The organism is Bacillus sp. FJAT-29814, from assembly GCF_001510715.1.
Classification (GTDB): Bacteria; Bacillota; Bacilli; order Bacillales; family Cytobacillaceae; genus Neobacillus.
Genome location: NZ_LMTJ01000005.1, coordinates 342,718 through 365,388, shown reverse-complemented (window position 1 = coordinate 365,388; position 22,671 = coordinate 342,718). Strand labels below are relative to the sequence as shown.

General features: G+C 42.4%; 22 protein-coding genes. 3 read left to right on the top strand and 19 right to left on the bottom strand.

From position 1 onward, the window contains the following. Nucleotides 1-25: 25 nt before the first annotated feature. From AR334_RS14180 to rpsU, 5 genes are all read right to left on the bottom strand, one after another. A complete protein-coding gene (locus AR334_RS14180) occupies nucleotides 26-463 on the bottom strand; it encodes a hypothetical protein (protein WP_066312016.1) in 438 nt (145 codons plus the stop codon). A gap of 23 nt (nucleotides 464-486) precedes the next feature. After that, nucleotides 487-1,476, bottom strand: coding sequence for a flotillin-like protein FloA (gene floA, locus AR334_RS14175; RefSeq protein WP_066312012.1), 990 nt, complete (start codon nucleotides 1,474-1,476; stop codon nucleotides 487-489). 14 nt (nucleotides 1,477-1,490) lie between these two features. Beyond that, nucleotides 1,491-2,129: a nodulation protein NfeD gene (locus AR334_RS14170; protein ID WP_066312010.1), complete on the bottom strand. Its 639-nt coding sequence runs from the start codon at nucleotides 2,127-2,129 to the stop codon at nucleotides 1,491-1,493. Nucleotides 2,130-2,245: 116 nt separating this feature from the next. Continuing rightward, nucleotides 2,246-2,692: a GatB/YqeY domain-containing protein gene (locus AR334_RS14165; protein ID WP_066312002.1), complete on the bottom strand. Its 447-nt coding sequence runs from the start codon at nucleotides 2,690-2,692 to the stop codon at nucleotides 2,246-2,248. Between the two features lie 13 nt (nucleotides 2,693-2,705). Then, nucleotides 2,706-2,879, bottom strand: a complete 174-nt coding sequence (gene rpsU / locus AR334_RS14160; RefSeq protein ID WP_003152957.1) for a 30S ribosomal protein S21 — start codon at nucleotides 2,877-2,879, stop codon at nucleotides 2,706-2,708. 205 nt (nucleotides 2,880-3,084) lie between these two features. Here rpsU and AR334_RS14155 point away from each other — a divergent pair, with 205 nt between their 5' ends. After that, a complete protein-coding gene (locus AR334_RS14155; RefSeq protein ID WP_066311998.1) occupies nucleotides 3,085-4,029 on the top strand; it encodes a Na/Pi symporter in 945 nt (314 codons plus the stop codon). A gap of 32 nt (nucleotides 4,030-4,061) precedes the next feature. Here AR334_RS14155 and mtaB read toward each other — a convergent pair whose 3' ends face one another. The 12 genes from mtaB to gpr all read right to left on the bottom strand — a co-directional run bounded on the left by mtaB (nucleotide 4,062) and on the right by gpr (nucleotide 18,142). Beyond that, on the bottom strand, nucleotides 4,062-5,417 hold the full coding sequence (gene mtaB / locus AR334_RS14150; RefSeq protein ID WP_066311997.1) for a tRNA (N(6)-L-threonylcarbamoyladenosine(37)-C(2))-methylthiotransferase MtaB: 1,356 nt from the start codon (nucleotides 5,415-5,417) through the stop codon (nucleotides 4,062-4,064). Nucleotides 5,418-5,425: 8 nt separating this feature from the next. Further along, complete coding sequence (locus AR334_RS14145) at nucleotides 5,426-6,175, bottom strand: 16S rRNA (uracil(1498)-N(3))-methyltransferase (RefSeq protein ID WP_066311995.1); 750 nt, start codon at nucleotides 6,173-6,175, stop codon at nucleotides 5,426-5,428. A 110-nt stretch (nucleotides 6,176-6,285) separates the two neighbouring features. After that, entirely contained in the window at nucleotides 6,286-7,227 is a 942-nt protein-coding gene (prmA, locus tag AR334_RS14140; RefSeq protein WP_066311993.1) for a 50S ribosomal protein L11 methyltransferase, read from the bottom strand. 17 nt (nucleotides 7,228-7,244) lie between these two features. Beyond that, on the bottom strand, nucleotides 7,245-8,384 hold the full coding sequence (gene dnaJ, locus AR334_RS14135) for a molecular chaperone DnaJ (RefSeq protein WP_066311986.1): 1,140 nt from the start codon (nucleotides 8,382-8,384) through the stop codon (nucleotides 7,245-7,247). Nucleotides 8,385-8,505: 121 nt separating this feature from the next. After that, nucleotides 8,506-10,341 (bottom strand): molecular chaperone DnaK, encoded by a 1,836-nt coding sequence (gene dnaK / locus AR334_RS14130; RefSeq protein WP_066311982.1) that lies wholly within the window; start codon nucleotides 10,339-10,341, stop codon nucleotides 8,506-8,508. A 31-nt stretch (nucleotides 10,342-10,372) separates the two neighbouring features. Continuing rightward, nucleotides 10,373-10,990 carry a nucleotide exchange factor GrpE gene (gene grpE, locus AR334_RS14125; protein WP_066311978.1) on the bottom strand — a complete coding sequence of 206 codons (618 nt, stop codon included), beginning with the start codon at nucleotides 10,988-10,990 and terminating at the stop codon, nucleotides 10,373-10,375. Nucleotides 10,991-11,087: 97 nt separating this feature from the next. Beyond that, nucleotides 11,088-12,119, bottom strand: a complete 1,032-nt coding sequence (hrcA, locus tag AR334_RS14120) for a heat-inducible transcriptional repressor HrcA (RefSeq protein ID WP_066313845.1) — start codon at nucleotides 12,117-12,119, stop codon at nucleotides 11,088-11,090. 78 nt (nucleotides 12,120-12,197) lie between these two features. Then, the gene (gene hemW / locus AR334_RS14115; protein ID WP_066311976.1) at nucleotides 12,198-13,340 is read right to left on the bottom strand and encodes a radical SAM family heme chaperone HemW; all 1,143 of its coding nucleotides are present in this window, start codon (nucleotides 13,338-13,340) and stop codon (nucleotides 12,198-12,200) included. Between the two features lie 77 nt (nucleotides 13,341-13,417). Then, the gene (gene lepA, locus AR334_RS14110; RefSeq protein ID WP_066311967.1) at nucleotides 13,418-15,256 is read right to left on the bottom strand and encodes a translation elongation factor 4; all 1,839 of its coding nucleotides are present in this window, start codon (nucleotides 15,254-15,256) and stop codon (nucleotides 13,418-13,420) included. A 119-nt stretch (nucleotides 15,257-15,375) separates the two neighbouring features. After that, a complete protein-coding gene (locus AR334_RS14105; RefSeq protein ID WP_066311951.1) occupies nucleotides 15,376-15,702 on the bottom strand; it encodes a DUF3679 domain-containing protein in 327 nt (108 codons plus the stop codon). A gap of 17 nt (nucleotides 15,703-15,719) precedes the next feature. Further along, nucleotides 15,720-16,919 carry a stage II sporulation protein P gene (gene spoIIP / locus AR334_RS14100; RefSeq protein WP_066311948.1) on the bottom strand — a complete coding sequence of 400 codons (1,200 nt, stop codon included), beginning with the start codon at nucleotides 16,917-16,919 and terminating at the stop codon, nucleotides 15,720-15,722. Between the two features lie 107 nt (nucleotides 16,920-17,026). Then, the gene (gpr, locus tag AR334_RS14095; RefSeq protein ID WP_066311946.1) at nucleotides 17,027-18,142 is read right to left on the bottom strand and encodes a GPR endopeptidase; all 1,116 of its coding nucleotides are present in this window, start codon (nucleotides 18,140-18,142) and stop codon (nucleotides 17,027-17,029) included. A gap of 210 nt (nucleotides 18,143-18,352) precedes the next feature. On the opposite strand from gpr, the gene rpsT reads away from it, so the two are divergent. Then, nucleotides 18,353-18,613 (top strand): 30S ribosomal protein S20, encoded by a 261-nt coding sequence (gene rpsT, locus AR334_RS14090; protein WP_066311944.1) that lies wholly within the window; start codon nucleotides 18,353-18,355, stop codon nucleotides 18,611-18,613. A gap of 150 nt (nucleotides 18,614-18,763) precedes the next feature. Here the strand turns inward: rpsT and holA are convergent, their stop codons facing one another. Continuing rightward, nucleotides 18,764-19,780 carry a DNA polymerase III subunit delta gene (gene holA / locus AR334_RS14085; protein ID WP_066311937.1) on the bottom strand — a complete coding sequence of 339 codons (1,017 nt, stop codon included), beginning with the start codon at nucleotides 19,778-19,780 and terminating at the stop codon, nucleotides 18,764-18,766. A gap of 302 nt (nucleotides 19,781-20,082) precedes the next feature. On the opposite strand from holA, the gene AR334_RS28925 reads away from it, so the two are divergent. Beyond that, the gene (locus tag AR334_RS28925; RefSeq protein ID WP_082692944.1) at nucleotides 20,083-20,217 is read left to right on the top strand and encodes a YqzM family protein; all 135 of its coding nucleotides are present in this window, start codon (nucleotides 20,083-20,085) and stop codon (nucleotides 20,215-20,217) included. A gap of 70 nt (nucleotides 20,218-20,287) precedes the next feature. Here the strand turns inward: AR334_RS28925 and AR334_RS14080 are convergent, their stop codons facing one another. Further along, on the bottom strand, nucleotides 20,288-22,615 hold the full coding sequence (locus AR334_RS14080; RefSeq protein ID WP_066311935.1) for a DNA internalization-related competence protein ComEC/Rec2: 2,328 nt from the start codon (nucleotides 22,613-22,615) through the stop codon (nucleotides 20,288-20,290). Nucleotides 22,616-22,671 lie beyond the last annotated feature (56 nt).

The following is a 22,671-nucleotide window of genomic DNA, read 5'->3' as shown; positions in this document are numbered from 1 at the left end:
AACCTATTGAAATGGCCGTGTATACCTATCTTTTTTTTGCAAGATAGGGCTTTTTGGAACGGGGCTCTCCCAGAATTTCAGCCCAAATTATTCCATTTACCAGTGTGTCCGGATTGGGTTTTTCGGAACGAACGGGCTGTTCCTCTTCAGCATGCTGGATAGTGTCATTGATTCTGCTTTGCGGCATTTCCACTTGCTGCGGGTTTGCCCGATTGGCCGGACTGTCGGCCATTTCTTGTTTAGCCTTTTGGTGCTTATTGGGGAAGTTATCCTTTTTTATAACTTCCTTTAACTCAGTTCCAATTTCATTTGGCAATTCAGTTTGAAAAATTTTTTTAAAATCGTCAAAGGTATTGGCAGTGAACGGTTTGCCTGTTTGGAATGGTTTATTATTCTTGCCTTTGCCCTTTCCGAAAATCGTGGAAATAATCCCGATTATGATCAGGAACAGCAGTGTTTCCATGCTTCACCGCTCCCTTCTTTCGATTATTGTCCGTCCTTTTTCTCGCCTGTCATTTTACCGATAGAGCCTCTCATATCCGTATCCGCGGAGATGTTTTTAAAGTTCATATAATCCATCACGCCGATATTTCCTGACTTAAGGGCCTCCGCCATGGCCAGGGGCACCATTGCTTCCGCCTCGACTACCTTGGCTCTCATTTCCTGTACCCTTGCTTTCATCTCCTGCTCCTGGGCCACCGCCATGGCCCGGCGTTCTTCGGCCTTTGCCTGGGCTATTTTCTTGTCTGCTTCGGCCTGCTCTGTCTGCAATTCGGCACCAATGTTCTTGCCAATATCGACATCAGCGATATCGATTGATAAAATTTCAAAAGCCGTTCCTGCATCCAATCCTTTTGCGAGTACGGTTTGGGAAATAAGATCGGGATTTTCCAATACCTTGCTATGGCTGTCAGATGAACCAATGGTAGAGACAACCCCTTCACCAACACGGGCGACCACGGTTTCTTCACCGGCCCCACCGACAAGACGATCGATATTGGCACGAACGGTGATTCTCGCTTTCGCCTTCACCTCAATCCCGTTCATCGCCACACCAGCGATAAATGGGGTTTCTATAACCTTTGGATTAACACTCATCTGAACTGCTTCCAATACGTCGCGGCCGGCCAAATCAATGGCGGCACAGCGTTCGAACGACAACTCAATGTTGGCACGGTGCGCCGCAATTAAAGCATTGACGACACGGTCCACATTACCACCTGCAAGATAGTGGCTTTCCAATTGGTTAATCGTTACTTTTAACCCTGCTTTATGGGCTTTAATCAGCGGATTGACAACTCTGCCTGGAATAACCCTTCGCAGCCTCATGCCGATTAAGGTAAAAATACTGATTCTTACACCTGCAGCAAGCGCCGAAATCCACAGCATGACTGGCACAAACGACAATAATATGCCAAACAGAATTAATGCTACGACAACAATTGCCAAAATAAAAATAGTACCGTTTTCTAACATTAATTAAAACCTCCCTATTCGTTTACTGCTCTGACCACAATACGGGGTCCCTCTACCTTTATCACAATTACTCTGGTGTCCTTTTCTATAAAATCTCCTTCGCTGACCACATCTACTCGTTCATTCTTAATGATAGCTGTACCGGATGGACGCAACACCGTTAATGCTTTGCCCTCTTTCCCCAATAGGTCAGTACGATTTACATTTGATACATAGCCATCTTCTTTTTTGGCAACATCAAATAAAACCATTTTATTAAAAAGAAGCAGTTTCTTCCCCCAAACCTTGATCATCATAAAAAAAACAATAATTGAGATTAAAATGGCAATCAAAATCGAAACGCCCATTTGCAGGACGTCTTCCCCCGCCATAAAAAAGCTTAAAATCAGGGCTGCGAACCCTAGTGTTCCCGCCACTGCTCCCGGGAGAAAAAATTCAAAGAAAATCAGAAGTATTCCGGCAATAAATAATGCCAGTGTTCCAAAGCCAGCCAGACCTGCTTGAAAATGTCCATAAAAGAATAATAGCAATGCTCCTATACCGATGAAGCCTGCCAGGCCGAATTTCGGCGAAAACAACTCCAGCACAATACCTACACCAGCAATTGATAATAAAACGGTTACTACAATCGGATCAATAAGAAATTCAATCAATGAAAGGCCCTCCTTTCTTGGTCGTATTATGTATTACGGATAAAGCCTGCAAAGGTTTCATCTGGTAAATTAAAAGACCGCAGGCAAAGCTGCCCGCGATCTTAAGTGTCAGAATACTATGAAAGGTGTTGTTGTACAAATTTATTAACAAGTGAACCATCTGCCTTGCCCTTAACTTTTGGCATAATCGCAGACATCACTTTTCCCATTTCCGCTTTTGAAGTTGCACCGACCTCAGCAATCGTTTGTTTCACTATTTCTGATAGTTCCTCTTCAGAAAGCTGCTCCGGCATGTACTGTTCAACAATTGTCAATTCTGTACGCAACTTTTCAACCAAGTCTTCACGACCGGCTTTATCAAACTCATGGAGGGAGTCTTTGCGTTGTTTTAATTCGCGAGAAAGGACTGTTAACTCATCCGCTTCGGAAAGTTCCTTGACGCCAAGCTTAATGGCTTCATTCTGCATGGAAGCTTTAATCATCCGAATGACAGAGAGTTTGTCTTTTTCCTTATTTTTCATCGCTTGTTTCATGTCATTATTTAAACGCTCAAGAAGACTCATTTATTACACCCTCTTAAAATTTACGTTTTCTAGCTGCTTCAGACTTTTTCTTACGTTTTACACTTGGCTTTTCGTAGAATTCGCGCTTTCTTGCCTCTTGCAAAGTACCAGTTTTTGATACAGAACGTTTGAAGCGACGAAGAGCATCTTCAAGCGATTCGTTTTTACGAACGACGGTTTTAGACATCCTCTTTCCCTCCCTCCGAAACACAACACACTTACATCAATCCATGTACCTTGCAATTATAATATAACCTTGATACAAGGTCAACTGTATTTCACAATCCTTAGAACTTTATACTCAGTTTTTATGCACAGTCCAGTTATTTTTGATTGAATGTGGCATGTCCTATTCTATCAGGCCATACAATGTTTGAAGGGGGGCCTAAGACATGCTGTACATATTATTATTTGTTCTTTGCATTTTATTATTTATTTTTGGAATGACGATTATCAGGTTTGGGTTATTCAATTTATCCGCCAATAAATTGAAAACATGGCTGATTAAGCTAACCAGTACGCCATTAAAGGGCTTGGTTACCGGCACGCTTATTACCGCTCTTTTGCAAAGCAGTTCCGCTGTAATGGTGATAACAATTGGCCTGATTTCTGCAAGAATTATGACTTTTCCTCAATCAATCGGCATTATTCTAGGCACAAATATCGGCACTACCTTTAAAACGGAATTAATTACCTTTAATATAGATGCAGTCTTGGTACCTTTTGCAATTATTGGCGCTTCGCTCATTTTATTTCCCAACAAGAAGGCAAGAAGTATTGGAATGCTCCTGTTTGGGATTGCCTCTGTTTTTACAGCAATGAAAGGTTTTGAGATGCTTGCCCAACCGTTAACATCGATGAATGTCATCCATCACTTTATCCTCTCGATTAATGACAATATTTTGCTGAGCTTGTTGACGGGGATGTTCATTACCTCGGTCATTCAATCAAGCACGGCGATGACAGGGATTGCGATGGGCTTCTTGACCGCAGGGTTGCTGCAATTGGATGCAGGGATTGCGATTGTGTTTGGAGCCAATATCGGTACTTGCATTACCGCCTTGATTGCTTCGTTTGGCGGAGGAAAAGAGTCAAAACTAGCTGCCTACGCTCATGTCTGGCTGAACGTATTCGGCGTCCTGTTATTTGTTCCGCTAATTCCGTTTCTGACCGAGAATGCACCGCTCTTGGCGGCACGAAAAGAGGTGCAGCTTGCACACATCAGTGTTATTTTTAATGTCGTTTCCTCGCTTCTGGTCCTGCCTTTCGCCGTCAAATTTGGCGAGATGATTTTGTTTATCCATGACCGCAAACCGAAGGACCCAATAACGAAATAAGGGCGCCACACTGTTACGTGGCACCCTTCCAATTAAATCGCTGCTTCCTGTTTAACAGCAGCTGTATCCTCAACAACCCGGACAAACTGGCCTTCGTTGTACGGATAGCCCGCCTTGGTGATTTTAACCTTTACGATTTTTCCAACCATGTCCTCAGAGGCTGGGAACACAACCTTCAGGTAATTATCTGTGTAGCCCACGTACAGACCAGGAGTTTCCAATTCTTTGAATTCTTCTTCGGGAATGACCTCAAGAACTTCGCCTTCAAACTTTGAAGCGTACTCCTTGGCCAATTGGTCTGAGAGAGTAATTAGGCGGTGTACACGCTCATTTTTAACCTCTTCATCCACTTGGTCATCCATTCTTGCCGCTGGAGTGCCGGTCCGTTTCGAATAAGGGAACACGTGGAGCTCGGAGAACTTATTCTCATTAATAAAATTATAGGTCTCCATAAATTCTTCCTCGGTTTCACCAGGGAAGCCTACAATAACGTCGGAGGTAACCGCAAGGCCTGGAAGCACTTCCTTCAAACGCTCTAGGCGCTCTGCGAAAAATTCCATCGTATATTTTCGGCGCATTCTCTTTAAAACCGTATTGGAACCGGACTGAATCGGAATATGAAGATGACGCACAACAATATTGGATTGATTGATCACGTCAATGACTTCATCGGTGATTTGGCTTGCTTCAATCGAAGAAATGCGCAGTCTCTCCAGTCCCTTAACTTGGGCTTCTAAATCGCGCAACAGCATGGCAAGATTGTAATCCTTCATATCCTCGCCGTAGCCGCCCGTATGAATCCCGGTCAAGACAATTTCCTTATAGCCTGCATCGACCAATTGCTGTGCCTGGCGGATGACTTCCTTCGGATCACGCGATCTCATTAAACCGCGTGCCCATGGAATGATACAGAAGGTACAAAAGTTGTTGCAGCCTTCTTGGATTTTTAATGAAGCACGAGTTCTGTCCGTAAATGAAGGAACATCAAGCTCTTCGTAAACGCGGTTTTTCATAATATTGCCTACACCGTTAATTGGCTGGCGCTCTTGCTTATATTGCTCGATATAGTCAAGCATTTTGATACGGTCTTGTGTCCCGACAACAACATCAACGCCAGGGATGGCCATAATTTCGGCAGGAGAAGTCTGCGCATAACAGCCAGTTACGCAAATGACAGCATCCGGATTTTTTCGAACAGCCCGTCTAATCACCTGGCGGCTTTTTTTATCGCCGGTATTTGTTACAGTACAAGTATTAATAATATATACATCAGAAATGGATTCAAAGTCCACCCTCTCGTAGCCCTCTTGCTTAAACAACTGCCAGATGGCTTCAGTTTCATAGTGGTTCACTTTGCAGCCTAATGTATGAAACGCAACTGTTGGCATTGTTTTTCTCACCTCAGTAATTCAAAATGATAGGAAATGGCGGCCAGTGTGTATAACGGTGCCGTTTCCGTTCTTAAAATGCGCGGACCCAAGCCGCATAAGGTAAAACCATTGTTCTGCAGCTGTTCAACCTCTGCTTCAGCCAAGCCGCCTTCAGGGCCAAACACTAGTAATAGTGATTCACCTTGTTTCATTTGCTTTAGGACGGCCGAAAAAGCGGAAGCTTCCCCATTCCTGCTTTCCTCTTCAAAAGCTGCCAATTTATAATCAAACTCTTTGCCGAGTGCAAGCAATTGTTTAAAACTTACTGGTGCTTTTACATCGGGAATTCTCGTCCGATGGGACTGTTCGGCGGCTTCTTTGGCAATTTTTTGCCATCTGTCTATTTTTTTCGCCGCTTTCTTGTCATCCCATTTGACTACCGACCGGACCCCGGCAAACGGAATAAATTCTCGGGCTCCCAGCTCGGTTCCCTTTTGAATAATCCATTCCAGCTTGTCGCCTTTCGGAAGACCGCTGGCGATGGTCACAAATATCGGCAATTCAGGATTCTCTTCTTTCCATTGTACAACCTCAGCAACAACACTTTCATCGGTAATTTCTGCAAGTTTGCACACGGCCTGTTTTCCATCAGGATCGACACAAATGATTTGATCACCAACCACCATCCGCATAACCTTAATAATATGGTGACGGTCCTCAGCTTCGATGAAAAAACAGCCATTGCTTGCCCGATGTTGGACAAAGTAGCGTTGCATAAAATTGCACCCTCTCTTAAACATTTTACGCTTTATTTTACTAGAGATAGGAAAACATTGAAAGTAAAAAATAAAAAGGGGACCTATTATCCCCTCTTAAGCCTCTATCATTATAACCGTTTAGAAATAATCGCAACCCAATCTTCCATTAAGATTGTTTCGACAATTTCAAAACCAGAAGCAATTAAAGCTTCTTTAACCAAGTCTTTCTTCGGCTGAATAATGCCGGAAGTAATAAAGTATCCGCCTGGTTTAACAACCCGAGCCGCATCATCGGTAAATCTCACTATGACCTCGGCTAAAATATTTGCGACTATAACGTCTGCAGCCCCTCCCTCAACATTATTAAGAAGGTTATTTTGGGATACAGTTACAATATTACTGACTTTATTTAACTTTATATTTAATTTCGCCTGGGTTACGGCGACCTCATCCAAATCAAATGCCTGGATTTCTTTTGCCCCGAGCATCGCAGCAGCTATGCTCAAAACGCCAGACCCGGTTCCAACATCGATCACTTTGTCCCCTTGTTTCACCGTTCTCTCAAGGGCTTGGATACACATCACCGTGGTAGGGTGTGTCCCGGTTCCAAAAGCCATGCCCGGGTCCAATTCAATGATTAATTCATCACTGCTGACCGGCTCATAGATTTCCCATGTCGGTACAATCGTAAAGCGGTTAGAAATTTTAACTGGATTATAATATTTCTTCCAGGCAGTAGCCCACTCTTCCTCATTTACCTCGCTGATTGTGACAGTGTTTAAGCCTACATCTATATCATAAAGGATGAGGTTATTGATTGATTCTTTTATGGCTTCTACCGTTTCACCCAAGAAACTATTAACCGGCAGATAGGCTTTAACGATAACACCTTCCACAGGATAATCATCCGGATTTAGCTGGTAGATTTCACCGAATTGATCTTCTCTTTCTTTTGTCAACTCAAATGGATCTTCAATCACCACACCACTCGCTCCGGCTTCGTGCAGTATATGTGATATAGGTTCAATCGCTTCATTCGTTGTATGGATACTAATCTCGGACCACTTCATTTTGCCAGCCCCAATCCTTATTCGCCCTTAAAGGCGCGCTTTACTTTTGAGAAAAAACTCTCCTCGTGTTCACCAAGCGGTGTTGAACCACTGATGTCGGCGAATTCACGCAGTAGCTGCTTTTGTTTGTCGCTTAGCTTTGTCGGTGTAATAATCCGAACCTGAATATGTTGGTCCCCTACACCATAGCCGCGGACATTTGGCACCCCTTTGCCTTTTAAACGGAATCTTGTTCCCGTCTGTGTTCCGGCTGGGATTTTAAGTTTCACTTTTCCATGCAGCGTAGGTACCTCAATTTCATCTCCCAGTGTGGCCTGGACAAATGTTAATGGCATCTCGCAATAAATGTCATCGCCATCTCTTTCGAAAAATTCATGATCGCGGACATGGAAAACTACATATAAGTCTCCTGCAGGGCCGCCGTTAACGCCCGCTTCCCCTTGGCCAGCCATGCGCAACTGCTGCCCATCGTCAATCCCGGCAGGAATTTTGACATGAATTTTCTTGCGTTTCTTCACTTTGCCCGCCCCGCCACAGGTTGAACACTTGTGTTTAATATCCTTGCCTGTTCCATTACAGTGATGGCATGTTCTGCGGTTCACAATTCTGCCAAATGGCGTATTTTGCTCGACGCTTACTTGGCCGGACCCTTGGCAATGCTTACATGTTTCAGGCTTCGTTCCAGGTTTGGCTCCGGATCCATGGCATGTTTCACAAGTTTCCTCACGCGGAATTTCAATATCAGTCTCCTTGCCAAACGCCGCTTCCTCGAAAGAAAGGGTCATTGTGTATTGCAGGTCTGCACCTTGTCTTGGAGCGTTTGGATCCCTACGCCGGGAGCCTCCTCCTCCGCCACCGAAGAAGGTATTGAAAATGTCCTCAAAACCGCCAAAGCCGCCAAAATCTCCACCACCGCCAAAACCGCCAAAGCCTTGATTCGGATCGGCATGGCCGAACTGATCATAATGCGCCTTTTTTTGGTCGTCGCTTAATACTTCATAAGCTTCCGCGATTTCTTTAAATTTATCCGCCGCATCCGGCTCTTTATTAATATCTGGATGATATTGTTTAGATAGTTTACGATAAGCCTTTTTAATTTCATCCTTTGAGGCGCTTTTGCTTACCCCCAGCACCTCATAGTAATCCCGTTTACTCATGATTACCACTCCCGAATCTTTCACATAAAGATTATTCTAACACCCATAGGGGGGGATAGCAATGAAAAAGCCAAAGCCTTTAGCCTGACTTTGACTTTTTCATCGATTTCCTATTTAGAAATTATTTATCGTCTTTAACTTCCTCAAATTCTGCATCGACAACATTGTCATCGTGTTTGGCAGAACCGCCAGCATCTTGATTGCCTTGCTGCGCTTGTGATTGTTGCGCGGCTTGTTCATAAAGCTTAACGGTTAAAGCTTGAACGATTTCCTGCAAAGCATCTTTCTTCGTGCGGATTTCATTCAGGTCATTTTTCTCGATTGCCTGCTTCAACGCATCTTTTGCCTCGTTTGCCTTTGCCACTTCTGCAGCATCGACTTTGCCTTCAAGGTCTTTTAATGTTTTCTCTGTAGTAAAGACAAGCTGATCAGCTTCATTGCGAAGGTCCACTTCTTCTTTACGTTGCTTATCAGCTTCTGCATTTTCTTCTGCTTCTCTGACCATTTTTTGAATCTCTTCATCGGAGAGACCTGTAGAAGATTTAATCGTAATTTGTTGTTCTTTGTTTGTTCCAAGGTCCTTGGCACGGACATTGACGATTCCGTTTTTATCAATATCAAAGGTAACTTCGATTTGCGGAATGCCGCGTGGTGCCGGTGGAATATCAGTTAATTGGAAGCGACCCAATGTTTTGTTATTGGCAGCCATTGGACGCTCTCCCTGAAGCACGTGAATGTCAACGGCCGTTTGGCTGTCCGCAGCAGTTGAGAACACTTGTGATTTAGATGTCGGGATCGTTGTGTTGCGGTCAATTAACTTTGTAAATACGCCGCCCATTGTTTCGATTCCAAGCGAAAGCGGAGTAACGTCGAGTAAAACAACATCCTTAACGTCTCCAGTGATGACGCCACCTTGGATTGCAGCACCCATTGCCACAACTTCATCAGGGTTTACACCACGGTGTGGTTCTTTACCTGTTGCCTTTTTGATTGCTTCCTGAACGGCAGGAATCCGAGTTGAACCGCCGACAAGGATTACCTTGTCAAGTTCAGCAGGTGACATGCCTGCATCGCTCAAAGCCTGGCGGACAGGTCCCATTGTGCGTTCAACAAGATGCCCAGTTAATTCATCAAATTTCGCTCTAGATAACGTTACTTCAAGGTGCAGAGGACCAGCAGGACCAGCTGTAATAAATGGCAGCGAAATCTGGGTAGATGATACACCGGATAAATCCTTTTTCGCTTTTTCAGCCGCATCTTTTAATCGCTGCACAGCCATCTTATCTTGTGAAAGATCAATTCCATTTTCTTTTTTAAACTGGTCAACAAGATAATCAATAATGACTTGGTCAAAATCATCACCGCCAAGACGATTGTCACCGGCAGTTGCCTTTACTTCAAATACACCGTCGCCAAGTTCAAGAATGGAAACGTCAAATGTACCGCCGCCAAGGTCATAAACAAGGATTGTTTGATCTTGGTCGGTTTTATCCAAACCGTAGGCAAGTGCTGCAGCAGTCGGCTCGTTAATAATCCGTTCCACTTCAAGACCGGCGATTTTACCAGCATCTTTTGTTGCCTGACGTTCCGCATCGTTAAAGTAAGCAGGTACCGTAATGACTGCTTTCGTTACAGATTCTCCCAAATAATCCTCAGCATAGGATTTTAAATATTGAAGAATAATCGCTGAAATTTCTTGGGGAGTATATTGTTTACCCTCAACCTCTTCTTTGTGGGTCGTACCCATATGACGCTTAACAGACATAATCGTATTTGGATTTGTAATTGCCTGGCGCTTTGCCACTTCTCCAACTTGGCGCTCGCCATTTTTAAATGCCACAACAGAAGGTGTGGTCCGGTTACCTTCCGGATTTGGAATTACTTTAGGTTCCCCGCCTTCAAGTACAGCCACACAGGAGTTGGTTGTACCAAGGTCAATACCGATAATTTTGCTCATTCCTTTTTCCTCCCTACTACATTATGTAACCTTATTGGTTTACTTTTACCATTGATGGTCTGATGACCCGATCCTTTAATAAATACCCTTTTTGGAACTCCTGGGTCACAGCTCCAGAGCCAAAGTTTTCATCCTCACCCTGCATAACCGCATGATGGAACTGTGGATCAAATTCCTCGCCTACTGCTTCAATTGGTTCTACGCCTTCCTTTTTTAATGCTTCCAACAGGCTGCGATAAACCATTTCCACTCCTTGAAGCAATGACTTTGTTTGTTCATTGTCAGCATCCATCACAAGCGCTCTTTCAAAGTTATCGAGGACTGGCAGTAAATCGGTCACCAATTTCTGCGCTCTATATTTCTCTGCCGCTTCCTGGTCTAACCGGGTACGGCGGCGGAAATTATCAAAGTCGGCATGCAGGCGCAAATATTTATTTTCAGCCTCTTCAAGCTTGCCCTGCAACAGTTGGATTTCTTTTTGTAGTTCTTCAGTCGCAGCATCTGTCTCATCGCTTTGTTCAACCTCAACTTCAACGGCCTGGTCGATGGACATTCCTTCGGTTGATGCTGTATCCTCAGTAAGTTCACCATTTTTATTGACAATTTCTTCTGCCTCAGTATTCACTGCGGAGTTTTTTTCTTTCGTCAACTTACTCACCTCCCTTAAAGGAAAAAATTGATAAGTTATTTTTCGTTCACGGTAATAGGGTGAAATAGAAATTTCACCCTTATCAATATGACCGGCTCTATTTTAAATGATACAGCCTAGTTAAAACCGATGTTAAATCCCTGCTTAACAATTGCAATAAACTGATCACCCGAGAATATTCCATTCTAGTGGGACCTAAAATGGCGATCGTTCCCAGCTTTTCAGTTCCTGCTGAATAGGTAGCCGTAATCAAACTGCAGTCTTCCATCACGCTATTTTCATTTTCGCTGCCAATCTTTACGTTTATTCCTGCCGATTTACTTCTGATCAAGTTGGAAATCCATTCTTCCTGGTCAATCATCATAAAAAGATTGCGCACCTTGTCGATGTCATGGAATTCCGGCAAGGTTAACATATTGGTCTTTCCAGCGAAGAAAAGTTTCTCGCTGATCGGCATTTTAAAGGTCTCCGCAATATTGTGCAGCATGAAATCATAGTTATGAATATGCTGTTTAAGCAGCATTGCCACTTCTTTATAAATTTTATCATGCAGTTCGCTAAGCGGCGCACCAGACAGGCGGTCGTTCAAAATGTTAACCGTCCTTTCCAAATCACCTGCATCCATTGAAGCTGGTAAAGAAACTGTCCGGTTTTCAACATGTCCGGTATCCGTGATAAGAATGGCGACAGCTGTTTCTTTATTCAACGGGATAATTTGGATTTTCTTTAATTTATTTACGTTTACAGCAGGACCAAGAACGATTGACGTATAATTTGTCATCTCAGATAAAATCTTTGCAGAGCGCTGAATGATTGTTTCAAATTCAAAAATCTTTTCTGCAAAAATAGATTGAATAATCGAGATATCCTGGTTATTCAACACTTGAGGCGAGAGTAAATGGTCTACATAATATCGATAACCTTTTTCCGATGGAACACGTCCTGAAGAGGTATGGGGTTTTTCAATAAAACCCATCTCTTCCAAATCGGCCATTTCATTGCGAATGGTTGCCGAGCTTAATGATATTTCCTCTTTTTTCGACAAGCTTCTTGAGCCGACTGGTTGCGCAGATCGAATAAAGTCATCAACAATAACCTGAAGAATCAACAATTGACGATCTGTTAACAACATTCATCACCTCTGTTAGCACTCACTTGAAACGAGTGCTAATTATATTAATAAATTATCAAATAAGAGGGGATGGTGTCAATTAGATACCCCTAAAAATGCTTGAAAAACTTCATTCCCCAAAAGTCGGCCCCTTTTCGTCAAGCGGATTCGGTCCCCTTCCAATTCCAGCAATCCTTTTGTGACTAGGTCTGTTATTTCGTTCTTAAAGATTTCGCCTGGGTCTTGCGCAAATTTTTCAATAAAGTGTTTAACGGAGACTCCGTCCGTCTTACGCAAACCTAGGAACATCTCCTCTTCCATTTGTTCTGCCATTGATACGGAATTGACTTCCAGGACTGGCAGTTCCCCGCCGGTAATCCGGTCGATGTATTTTTTCACCGGAGCGATATTTGAGCGCCTAACCCCATTCAAATAGCTATGTGCGCCCGCACCAAAGCCATAATAATGTTCATTATTCCAATAGGTCAGGTTATGCCTGCTTTCATAACCAGGGATTGAAAAATTGCTGATTTCATATTGGTGAAAGCCGCGTTTTTCCATCTCTTCCATCACCAATTCATACATTTGCGCCTCGATATCCTCTCCAGGTGTCGGGAGCTTGCCTTTTTTCATCAGGTTATAAAAAACCGTTTTTGGCTCTATGATTAATGAATACGCCGAAAAATGTTGAATATCTAACGAAAAGGCAGTAGTTAATGTTTGTTTGAAATCCTCCACAGTTTGAGTTGGCAAGCTATAAATCAGATCAATGCTGATATTTTCGAATCCGACGGACTTTGCCGCTTCAATTGTCTTAAAAACATCCTTTGCCCGGTGGACGCGGCCGATTTTTTCCAACAGCTTGGCATTAAAGGTTTGGACGCCGAGGCTCAAGCGGTTTACTCCTGCCTCCTTTAATATTTGTAATTTATCCTTTGATAAATCACCGGGGTTGGCCTCAAACGTAAATTCCAGATTTTCTGATTGAGGCAGACGGCGGTTAATACTTTCACAAAAAATGAAAAGCTGCTTTTCATCTAAAGAAGTAGGTGTGCCGCCACCGACAAAAATTGTTTCCAATTCGGTTGTTGGATAGTGCTGAAGTGTCAATTGCATTTCTTGTTGTATTGCCTGCAAGTACTCATCAACAGGCTGACCTTTTAAAAACACCTTATTAAAATCGCAATAATGGCAAATATGCTCACAAAAAGGAATATGAAGATATGCCGCTTTAATCATCCGTTACACCTGCTTTTACTTGTAACAAAAAGAGGCAGGGTCTGCCATTAATTCAGCTTCCCTAACCTCCAGTCCTGTTACTGTTTTTTTGTATTGTTATCGTCCATTTTTAACACGGCCATGAAAGCTTCTTGTGGTACCTCAACGGAACCGACTTGTTTCATCCGCTTTTTACCTTCTTTTTGCTTCTCAAGCAATTTGCGTTTACGGGAAATATCACCGCCATAACATTTGGCCAGAACGTTTTTCCGCATCGCTTTAATTGATGAACGCGCGACAATTTTTGTACCGATCGTTGCTTGAATTGGAACCTCAAATTGCTGTCTTGGAATTAGATCCTTTAGTTTTTCAACAATGATTTTTCCACGTTCATAAGCGAAATCTCTGTGGACAATGAAGCTTAATGCGTCAACTTTTTCCGCATTCAATAAAATATCCATTTTAACCAGTTTTGATGGTTTATAACCGATTAATTCGTAATCGAATGAAGCGTAACCTCTTGTACTTGATTTCAATTGATCAAAGAAATCATAGACAATTTCCGCCAATGGGATTTCATAAATAATGCTGACACGATTTTCATCGAGATACTGCATATCAATGAAAATTCCACGCTTTTGCTGGCAAAGTTCCATAATCGCTCCAACATAATCATTCGGCGACATCATTGTTGCCTTAACATATGGCTCTTCTACCCGGTCAATTTTTTGCGGGTCCGGCATATTGGAAGGGTTATCGACATTAATTTGTGTGTCATCTGTCATATGCACGTGATAAATAACGCTTGGTGCCGTTGTAATTAAATCAATCTTAAACTCCCGCTCAATCCGCTCCTGAATAATTTCCATATGAAGCAGACCCAAAAATCCACAGCGGAACCCGAAGCCTAATGCTTGTGAGGTCTCTGGTTCAAATTGCAAGGCGGAGTCATTTAATTGCAGCTTTTCAAGTGCTTCCCGCAGGTCGTTAAATTTTGCGGTATCAATTGGATATAGACCACAATAAACCATCGGGTTTAGTTTCCGATAGCCTGGCAGCGGTTCTGTAGCACCATTTTTTGCATTCGTAATCGTATCACCGACACGGGTATCTCCGACATTTTTAATGGCAGCGGTAAGAAAACCAACATCACCAACTGATAATTCATCACGAAGGGTAGCTTTTGGCGAAAAAACTCCGACTTCAATTACTTCAAATTCCGCTCCTGTCGCCATCATTTTTATTTTATCGCCTGCTTTAACGGTGCCGTCAACGACACGAATGTAAGCAACCACACCGCGATAGGCATCATATAAGGAATCAAAAATCAACGCTTTTAATGGTGCTTCAGGATCGCCTTGTGGTGCAGGAACTTTCTCTACAACCTGTTCAAGAATGTCTTCAATCCCGATTCCCGCTTTGGCAGAAGCTAAGACAGCCTCCGATGCATCTAAACCGATTACATCTTCAATTTCATTGCGCACACGCTCTGGGTCAGCGCTTGGCAGGTCAATCTTATTGATAACTGGCAAGATTTCAAGGTCGTTATCAAGTGCAAGATAGACATTGGCAAGCGTCTGTGCCTCAATCCCCTGCGCAGCATCGACCACCAAAACTGCTCCTTCACAAGCAGCAAGGCTTCGGGATACCTCGTAAGTAAAATCGACGTGTCCCGGCGTGTCGATTAAATGAAAAATATATTCTTCCCCGTCTTTTGCTTTATAGGTTAATTGGACAGCGTTTAACTTTATCGTTATGCCGCGTTCTCTTTCTAGATCCATTGAATCCAAAAGCTGCTCTTTCATTTCACGGGATGATAAGGCATTGGTTTTTTCAAGGATCCTGTCGGCCAATGTTGATTTTCCATGGTCAATGTGGGCAATAATCGAAAAGTTTCTAATCTTCGATTGCCGTTTCAATCTTTCTTCTCTGTTCATGTCGTTCACTCCTACTAGACTTACGTCCACGCACGTAAAACTATTTTTGATTATAACAGTAGGAAAAACAAGATTCAATTAAAATCGAAAGGCGGCACCTTTTTGGTACCGCCCAGTTTTTAATCTGTTATCAGTTCTATCAATTTTTCCGAAGCAGTCGTTAACCCTTCAGACATTTTCTTCCCCATCGAGGAAAAGAAATTATAGGCACTGATTTCTTCCAACTTCTTCTTTTTTGCATCAAGATCGTGGCTAGTGATTTCATCGCCTAAAAAAGTCGCATTCAATTGTTGTCCAGTTTCATTGATGGATACCGCATTTTGAAAGTTGGGGTCATCGTATCCCTTCATTTTATGGATGCCGTTATTCGCCAGTTCCATCCCGGTTAACACCGCGATAAACATCAGTGCTGCAATTATAATGCTTTTTAGCATGAACAACTTCATGGGTATCCACCTAACTTCTATTGATTATCTGATGATTGCTCCACGTCTTTATTTACCTGTTCCGCCTGCCAGTAAAATTCGCTAAACATATCAGCAAGCGCATCCGCCGAGCGATTCAATTCCTCAAACGTATTATCGACACCGCCAAATTCAATCAGCATTGCATTTTCAGAAAGATTTTGATTGTAAATGCTATTAGATCCAGATTGATTTTTAACAAAAACTCCTCTACTTAAACCTTTATATTTTTTTTCTAAAAGTTTATGAAGGTCACTGGCTAGTTTTGCATTCTTCTCGTAATTTGGGTTTTTCCCACCGATAATAAATGCAAGTTTTGCATATGACTGCCCGTTAATAGTAATTGTTGTGTCATCTTTACGTTTCGAATCCCTGTGAACATCGATAAAATACTGGAGATCACGATTGGTAGCCATGGCAGCCTGAACAACTTCGCGTGATTCCTGATAGGATTTGTTGAACTTCAATCCTTTTTCTTTTAAATTCCCTTCGATATCGGTTTTATCAATATAAGTGCCGATTCCTCTTTGTTCTAAGCTGGCTTTTAATTGGTCACCGATTTTGGTAACGTTAATTTGTGAATGATAGGCCAGATTCGGGTTAGTGACACCTTTCAAATATGGTAAATAGGATTCCCGGTTATGTGAAAAATAAACGTATACCACTTTCCGTTCACCGGTTGTTTGATTGGGTGCTGGTGACTGATTTTCACCTGCGGGTTTATCCAAACCTTCCAAATTCTGCAGGGCAGCCTCGCGCTCCGCCTGCATGATATCGAGCGGCGGCGAAGATTCAACCGGCATATTTGTATAGTTGATTCCTTCGCCGGCAACAAGAATTTTCCCGTCGAACTGGTAAAAACCCGGAAGTTCCCTGCCAAGCAGACTGCGCGGGTCATCCAAATTAATGTTGCTGGACAGCTTAAAAATTAAATTGGTCAAGGTCGGGAAGGTAAAATCCGGCTTTGCCTTCAAGAAATGGTGGTTCTCCCAGCCCATCAATTGATACAGCAATTCACCGTTGACCTTCGTTGCTGCTTGATTGACAGATGCGGATGATAGCCGATATTGCGGCTTTAACGAGGTTAATAGCCCGCTTATGGAAAAAATGGAAAGCATAAATATAAAAATGGCTGTCACTAGCTTCAGTACTGTTGTTCCCTGTACCATTATAAAAGTTCCCGACGTTTTTGTTTTCATGGTTCCACCTCACACTCAGGATTCTAGTAAATCATATGAGGTTACTAGAGTTGGTAGAACCATTTCTTAACAGGGTCTATTATTTTTAAAAATAGACCCTGTATTGTTTATCTTGTGTAGAAGCCAGCGTTATCCTGGTCAATCGAGCTATGCAGGGATGCATTCAGCCCATTTGCAATCAGGTTCGCCATGTCTTCAATAAATACATCGACTTCCTTCGGGGTAACCATTAGATTATGCCCAAGCGGCGCCAGCACTTCTTGAATGAGTCTTCTTTTTTCATCATCAGGCAGCGTACCGACAATGCCAAGAAAGGTTTTTCGATGCTTTTCTTCCGGGAGATCTTCCTCGGTAAGTTTTTTGCGTTCACCAAAGGTCATTCCCGCCGGGGCAAGCGCCCGTGACGGACGATTCCCTTCCCGCATTTCCTTGCCAAAATGCTTTAAAATGAAATCAATCGTATCACTAGTAATCGATACGGCATCGACAACGGTCGGAACACCGATAGCGATCACCGGAACCCCTAATGTATCCTTACTTAGTTCTTTTCGTTTATTGCCGACCCCCGAGCCCGGATGGATGCCAGTATCGGAAATCTGGATCGTCGAATTTACCCGTTCAATTGAGCGGGATGCTAGCGCATCGATGGCAATAACAAAATCGGGTTTGGTTTTTTCAACAACACCAAAGATGATATCGCTCGTTTCAATTCCGGTCAGCCCCATCACCCCTGGTGCCAAAGCACTGACAGGGCGGTACCCTTCCTCCACATTCTCCGGTTGGAGTTCAAACAGGTGCCTGGTAACGAGCAGGTTTTCACAAACCATCGGGCCGAGAGCATCCGGAGTGACATTCCAGTTCCCTAGGCCGACAACCAAACAGGAATCTGTTTTTTTAATTCCGGCTCCCTCCATAAAATGGGCAAATTCTCGGGCAAACACCTCTTGAACCTTTTGCTGTACATCGGTATTTTGCTGGCGAATCCCCTGAACTTCCAGAGTTAAATACCTTCCAGCCTTTTTGCCAAGCTGTTGTTCCCCTTGTTTCGTCACTTCCACTAGGGAAATTTTAATATCATCTACATCTTTTTCTTTTATGATGACGCCTTCAATCTGAGAAAGATTTTCCTCCTGGTCAACTGACTGCTGCAGCACCATTTCTCTTGCTTCAATCGCCAAGTCAGTCCTGACCGAATACATGCTTAAGTCGATCGATTCATTCATTTACCATCACTCCTATGAAAAATAGAAACTATTTCCTAATTTTTCCCCGATTACAATAAATCATGCAACCGAAAAATAAGTAACCTAATAATGTATTGCAATCTGGGGTTCTGTTTGATAAAATATCTCTTGTTGCAATTAAATTGTGAATGATTGTTTAGTCGAGTTCATATAGTCTCGATTCTCGATTCTTTACAGGAGGTGAAATTAATGCCTAACATTAAATCTGCTATCAAGCGTGTAAAAATTAACGAAGCTAAAAATGCTCAAAATACAATGGCGAAGTCTGCTATGCGTACTGCTGTTAAGAAGGCTGAAGCTGCAGTTACTCTTAACGATACTGCTACTGCGAAAGAAGCTTATGCAACTGCTGCAAGCAATTTGGACAAGGCAGCTGCAAAAGGTCTTATCCACAAAAATGCTGCTGCTCGTAAAAAAGCTCGCCTAATGAAAAAAATTAACGCTTTGTAATAAATGGAAACTCGTCGATTGGCGAGTCCGTTAGGACGAAGACAGAGACGTAGTTGAATTTATGCGTTAAGAAAGGATAAAATTTGCTGAAATTTTATCCTTTCTTATTAGCTAAAAAAACGATTCCTCGAGCAGGAATCGTTTTTTTTATTATTTATTCAGCCGGAACAGAAGCATTTCAACCAGCAAGGATTTATTCATTCCGCCTGTTTTCATTTTGTAGTCGGCTTCAGCAAGGAAATTCATGATTTCCGATAGTTCTTGATCGGTAAATCTTGCCGCCTGGCCAAGAGCAAGCTTGACACGAAACGGGTGGGTTTTTAACAACCCGGCCGCCTGCTGTTGTCCATAGCCGCGTCTGGACAATTCTTTTACCTGGTAAATAAGCCTAAATTGACCTGCAAGCAAGGCTAAAATCTTGATGGGCTCTTCATTTTGCTTTATCAAATCGTAATAGATCCGTAATGCCTCATCAAGCTTACGCTGGACAACCTTTTCTATCAGGGTGAATATGTTTTGTTCCAGTGACCTGGCAACAAGTTTATCAACAAGTTCAACATCAATGTGTTTTTCATCTGCGGCATACAGCGCCAGTTTTTCCAGTTCACTTGAAATCATAAACAAATTTGTCCCGACAAGGGCAAGTAAATGTTCAATCGCGTCAGGATGGATGTCTATGCCATTTGTTTTTGCTCGATCCTTCACCCAATTTTTCAATTCTGGCTCTGATAATTTTTTCGCTTCAACTACTTCTACCTGCCGTTTCAGTTCCTTTACGATTTTCTTCCGCTCATCCAATTTCTCATATGGAGCCGAAAGAACGAGTACCGTATACGGTGCAGGCTCTTTTATATAGGTTTCTAACCTGGATATATTGTGATTGACCTTTTCTTTGGTCTTTTCGGATGTCAAAAACACGGGATTATGTAGAAAAATAACTTTCCTCTCACCCAAAAACGGAAAAGTCTCGGCATCCTCGATTGCCGCTTCAATTGGGGTCTCCTCTAAATCATAAGCGGAAAAGTTAAAGTCCAGCTCGTCCTCATTGAGAACCTGATTGAGGATTAACTGCTTCGTTTCATTGATTAAAAAAGCTTCTGTTCCATATAATAAATAAATAGGCGCAATATTTTTTTGTTTTATTTTTTTCCATATGTCCATAACCATTGTTCAGCGCTCCCTTTACTTCACTCCTTACTATCGTAATGAAGCGCAGGAATTTTGACAAGTGGTAAAAGGGAATTGACAACTGTCGCCATAGTGCCAATTCCCGATCTATAATAAACGCCTGCAATATTTGCCCTAGGAACTCATATTATCAGGCGGGAATCATCTGTAAACTTATTGTAGCCGTTAGTTAGTCAAACTATTTTGACAACACTTGTCAACAGAGGAAAAGCAATTAAAGGCGTGCTGGATTTTTTCAAAAGAATAGCTTATACTATATTGTGAAATAGGAGGGGTAGACTGTGAACGAATTTGAAAAGAATTTGCAAAGTAAGCGGAACGATGCAATTGATTCAGGGGTTGGATTTATCGTTTCTTTTGGTTTTTTTGCCACTATGTTTATAATTGCAACAGTCATTAAGCTGATTGGTTCTTAATATTTGGCTACATATGGTTTACTCAAGGAGACTGCCGATACCGGCAGCCTCTTTTTAAATTCTCTATATACTATGGAAGATAAGGGATAAAGGTTCCTTCCGTATGAAAAAATCTATAGGTTATTGCCCCGCTTTTATCCGTTCGATAAATCATCGTCTTTTGATCCCCCAGGAGGGTTAATACCTCCTGATGGGGATGTCCAAACCGATTATTCTCTCCGGCTGAGATGAGCGCAATCTTTGGCCGCAATTGATGTATAAATGAGCCAGCACTTGATGTCCTGCTGCCATGATGGCCGGCTTTCAAAACATCAACCTGTAAATGGGGGTATTTTTTTATGATTCTCTCTTCCCCCGCTTGATCCAAATCGCCGCCAAAAAACCAGCTGAGTCCTCCGATTTCAGCAGCAATAGCAACCGATCCGCTGTTTCTCTCTCCTTTAAAAGATTGTACAGGGGCGAGTATATAAAATGAACTTTCATCACTCTCCCATTTATATCCATTGGATACAAATACCACAGGAATTTCCTGAAGTTTTGCTTCTTTTATAATCGCTTGTTCCATTTGCGATGACTGCGTTACGTCCGGCAGCAAAATCTGTCTTACCTTAATTTCTTGTAAAACGGCAAGCGCACCACCAATATGGTCCATATCACCGTGGGTAAGGATCAGTTTATCAATCGTTGTGACTCCTTTTCCCTTTAAATATGGAACAACGACATCCCTTCCCACTTCATATGGCTTTGCCCTCCTTTTCCATTGTTCCTCATTGAATTCCAGAGTTCCGCCGGTGTCAATCAAATAGGTACCTTTCCGCTGAGGCAAATCAATCAAGATGCTATCCCCTTGCCCCACGTCAATCATCGTAACTTCACCATATGGATAAAACCAGTTCCAAGCAGGCTGAATAAAAAACAGGAAAATAACAAAAATAAACAAATATTTTTTATTTTTAGAGACAAACATTGTTTCCCAAACAAGAAAGATGGCACAAATCAGGATTATGTAGATTATTAGCAGCCACAGATTTGGCCTTCCCGGTGTGAAGGCGGCAAAATCTAAATTGGCAATGACAGCAATTAGTTTGTCAAACATATTTATGATTTTTACAAAAATCGCACTCAGGATGAACGGAGTTTTATCAAATAAAAGCTGAAGGAAAAACAGAATGTATAAGCCAGGAAGGTAAACAAAGGAAAATAGCGGAATGTATAATAAGTTGGCAAAAATGCCAATCAATGAAAGTTCGAAAAAGTGATAAAGCAGAAAAGGAAATGCTGCTAGTTGTGATGCGACCGAGACAGCTACCATTGCACCAAGTTTTTCATAATGCTTTAGGAGGTGCCCAACCGACAAAATAATCGCCCAACTTACCGAAAAGGACAGCTGAAAACCAACATCAAAAAGGTATAACGGGTTAAATGCCAGACAAAGCAGACATGCAATACTGATTGCATCAATCGGTAACAACCTAAGCCTCCCGTTCCACTTTTCCGTCAATAACACAAGAAAGATCATCAATGCAGCGCGAATAACCGAGGGTGAAGCCCCTGTCAAAATAACATAAACGGGCAAAAGCATAAGCAGGAAATTGCCCATAAACTGTCTGGTTAATCCAATTCGTATCCCCAAATAGAATATCATTGCAATAAGCAACGAAACATGAAGACCGGAAATGGCCAGCAAATGGACGATACCAGTCTCCTGGTAATCACCCAACACATCCCGGTCAAGCAGGCTCCTATCCCCAAAAATTAATGCGGCGGATAATGAGGCAATCTTCGGGGGAAAGTTATTTTCCAGATAACGAATCCCATTCAATCGTAATAATTTCAAAGTGATGACTGGGTTACTTTTCGCAGCCGGCACACAATTTTCCAAGGGATTTCGGTCGGTTTCGATGATCCAATATATTTCCTTTGTCGTAAGATACCGCCGATAATCAAAACCATTCGGATTCTTTGCGACTCTAGGCAATTTCATTTTGCCTGAAACAAGACAGGCCATGCCATAAAAAGACTGGGCTTTTAACGCTGCTTGTTCTTGTTGGGATTTGATTTTATATCGGACAAGGAGCTTTTCTTTATAGGTTATCTCGTTAGCTTGGATTTGCAGTAAATCGCCATCTATTTTGGGGTCTTGGCTGTATTCGAGGGTGAATGTCGTGGAATCGTTGGGAAGAATGCTGTGATTGTTCTTGCCCTCTTGATACCCAATAGCAAAAAAACAAACAAACGTTAACATAAGAACTAAAAAATGTTGCAGCGTTAAGCTTTTGTATGTATTTAAAAGATAAAGATAAAAAATCAGCAGCAGCAAAAATGGGGCAATTTTAATTAGGGATGCTGACACTGCCAACAGGGCGGCAACAGCAAAATAAAAGTATTTTCCAGCCATGTTTATTCTCCATTTGTTGAGGGATGGAACCAGCGCCGGTCATGAAACCAGCGCGG

Excerpts from the sequence above, each read along its gene's own strand:
- holA (WP_066311937.1), bottom strand. The coding sequence starts at position 19,780 with ATGGTTATGGACATATGGAAAAAAATAAAACAAAAAAATATTGCGCCT.
- AR334_RS14105 (WP_066311951.1), bottom strand. The coding sequence starts at position 15,702 with ATGAAGTTGTTCATGCTAAAAAGCATTATAATTGCAGCACTGATGTTT.
- floA (WP_066312012.1), bottom strand. The coding sequence starts at position 1,476 with ATGTTAGAAAACGGTACTATTTTTATTTTGGCAATTGTTGTCGTAGCA.
- AR334_RS14155 (WP_066311998.1), top strand. The coding sequence starts at position 3,085 with ATGCTGTACATATTATTATTTGTTCTTTGCATTTTATTATTTATTTTT.
- mtaB (WP_066311997.1), bottom strand. The coding sequence starts at position 5,417 with ATGCCAACAGTTGCGTTTCATACATTAGGCTGCAAAGTGAACCACTAT.
- hemW (WP_066311976.1), bottom strand. The coding sequence starts at position 13,340 with ATGATTAAAGCGGCATATCTTCATATTCCTTTTTGTGAGCATATTTGC.
- AR334_RS14180 (WP_066312016.1), bottom strand. The coding sequence starts at position 463 with ATGGAAACACTGCTGTTCCTGATCATAATCGGGATTATTTCCACGATT.
- dnaK (WP_066311982.1), bottom strand. The coding sequence starts at position 10,341 with ATGAGCAAAATTATCGGTATTGACCTTGGTACAACCAACTCCTGTGTG.
- rpsU (WP_003152957.1), bottom strand. The coding sequence starts at position 2,879 with ATGTCTAAAACCGTCGTTCGTAAAAACGAATCGCTTGAAGATGCTCTT.
- AR334_RS14145 (WP_066311995.1), bottom strand. The coding sequence starts at position 6,175 with ATGCAACGCTACTTTGTCCAACATCGGGCAAGCAATGGCTGTTTTTTC.
- spoIIP (WP_066311948.1), bottom strand. The coding sequence starts at position 16,919 with ATGAAAACAAAAACGTCGGGAACTTTTATAATGGTACAGGGAACAACA.
- rpsT (WP_066311944.1), top strand. The coding sequence starts at position 18,353 with ATGCCTAACATTAAATCTGCTATCAAGCGTGTAAAAATTAACGAAGCT.
- dnaJ (WP_066311986.1), bottom strand. The coding sequence starts at position 8,384 with ATGAGTAAACGGGATTACTATGAGGTGCTGGGGGTAAGCAAAAGCGCC.
- gpr (WP_066311946.1), bottom strand. The coding sequence starts at position 18,142 with ATGAATGAATCGATCGACTTAAGCATGTATTCGGTCAGGACTGACTTG.
- AR334_RS14165 (WP_066312002.1), bottom strand. The coding sequence starts at position 2,692 with ATGAGTCTTCTTGAGCGTTTAAATAATGACATGAAACAAGCGATGAAA.
- prmA (WP_066311993.1), bottom strand. The coding sequence starts at position 7,227 with ATGAAGTGGTCCGAGATTAGTATCCATACAACGAATGAAGCGATTGAA.
- AR334_RS14080 (WP_066311935.1), bottom strand. The coding sequence starts at position 22,615 with ATGGCTGGAAAATACTTTTATTTTGCTGTTGCCGCCCTGTTGGCAGTG.
- lepA (WP_066311967.1), bottom strand. The coding sequence starts at position 15,256 with ATGAACAGAGAAGAAAGATTGAAACGGCAATCGAAGATTAGAAACTTT.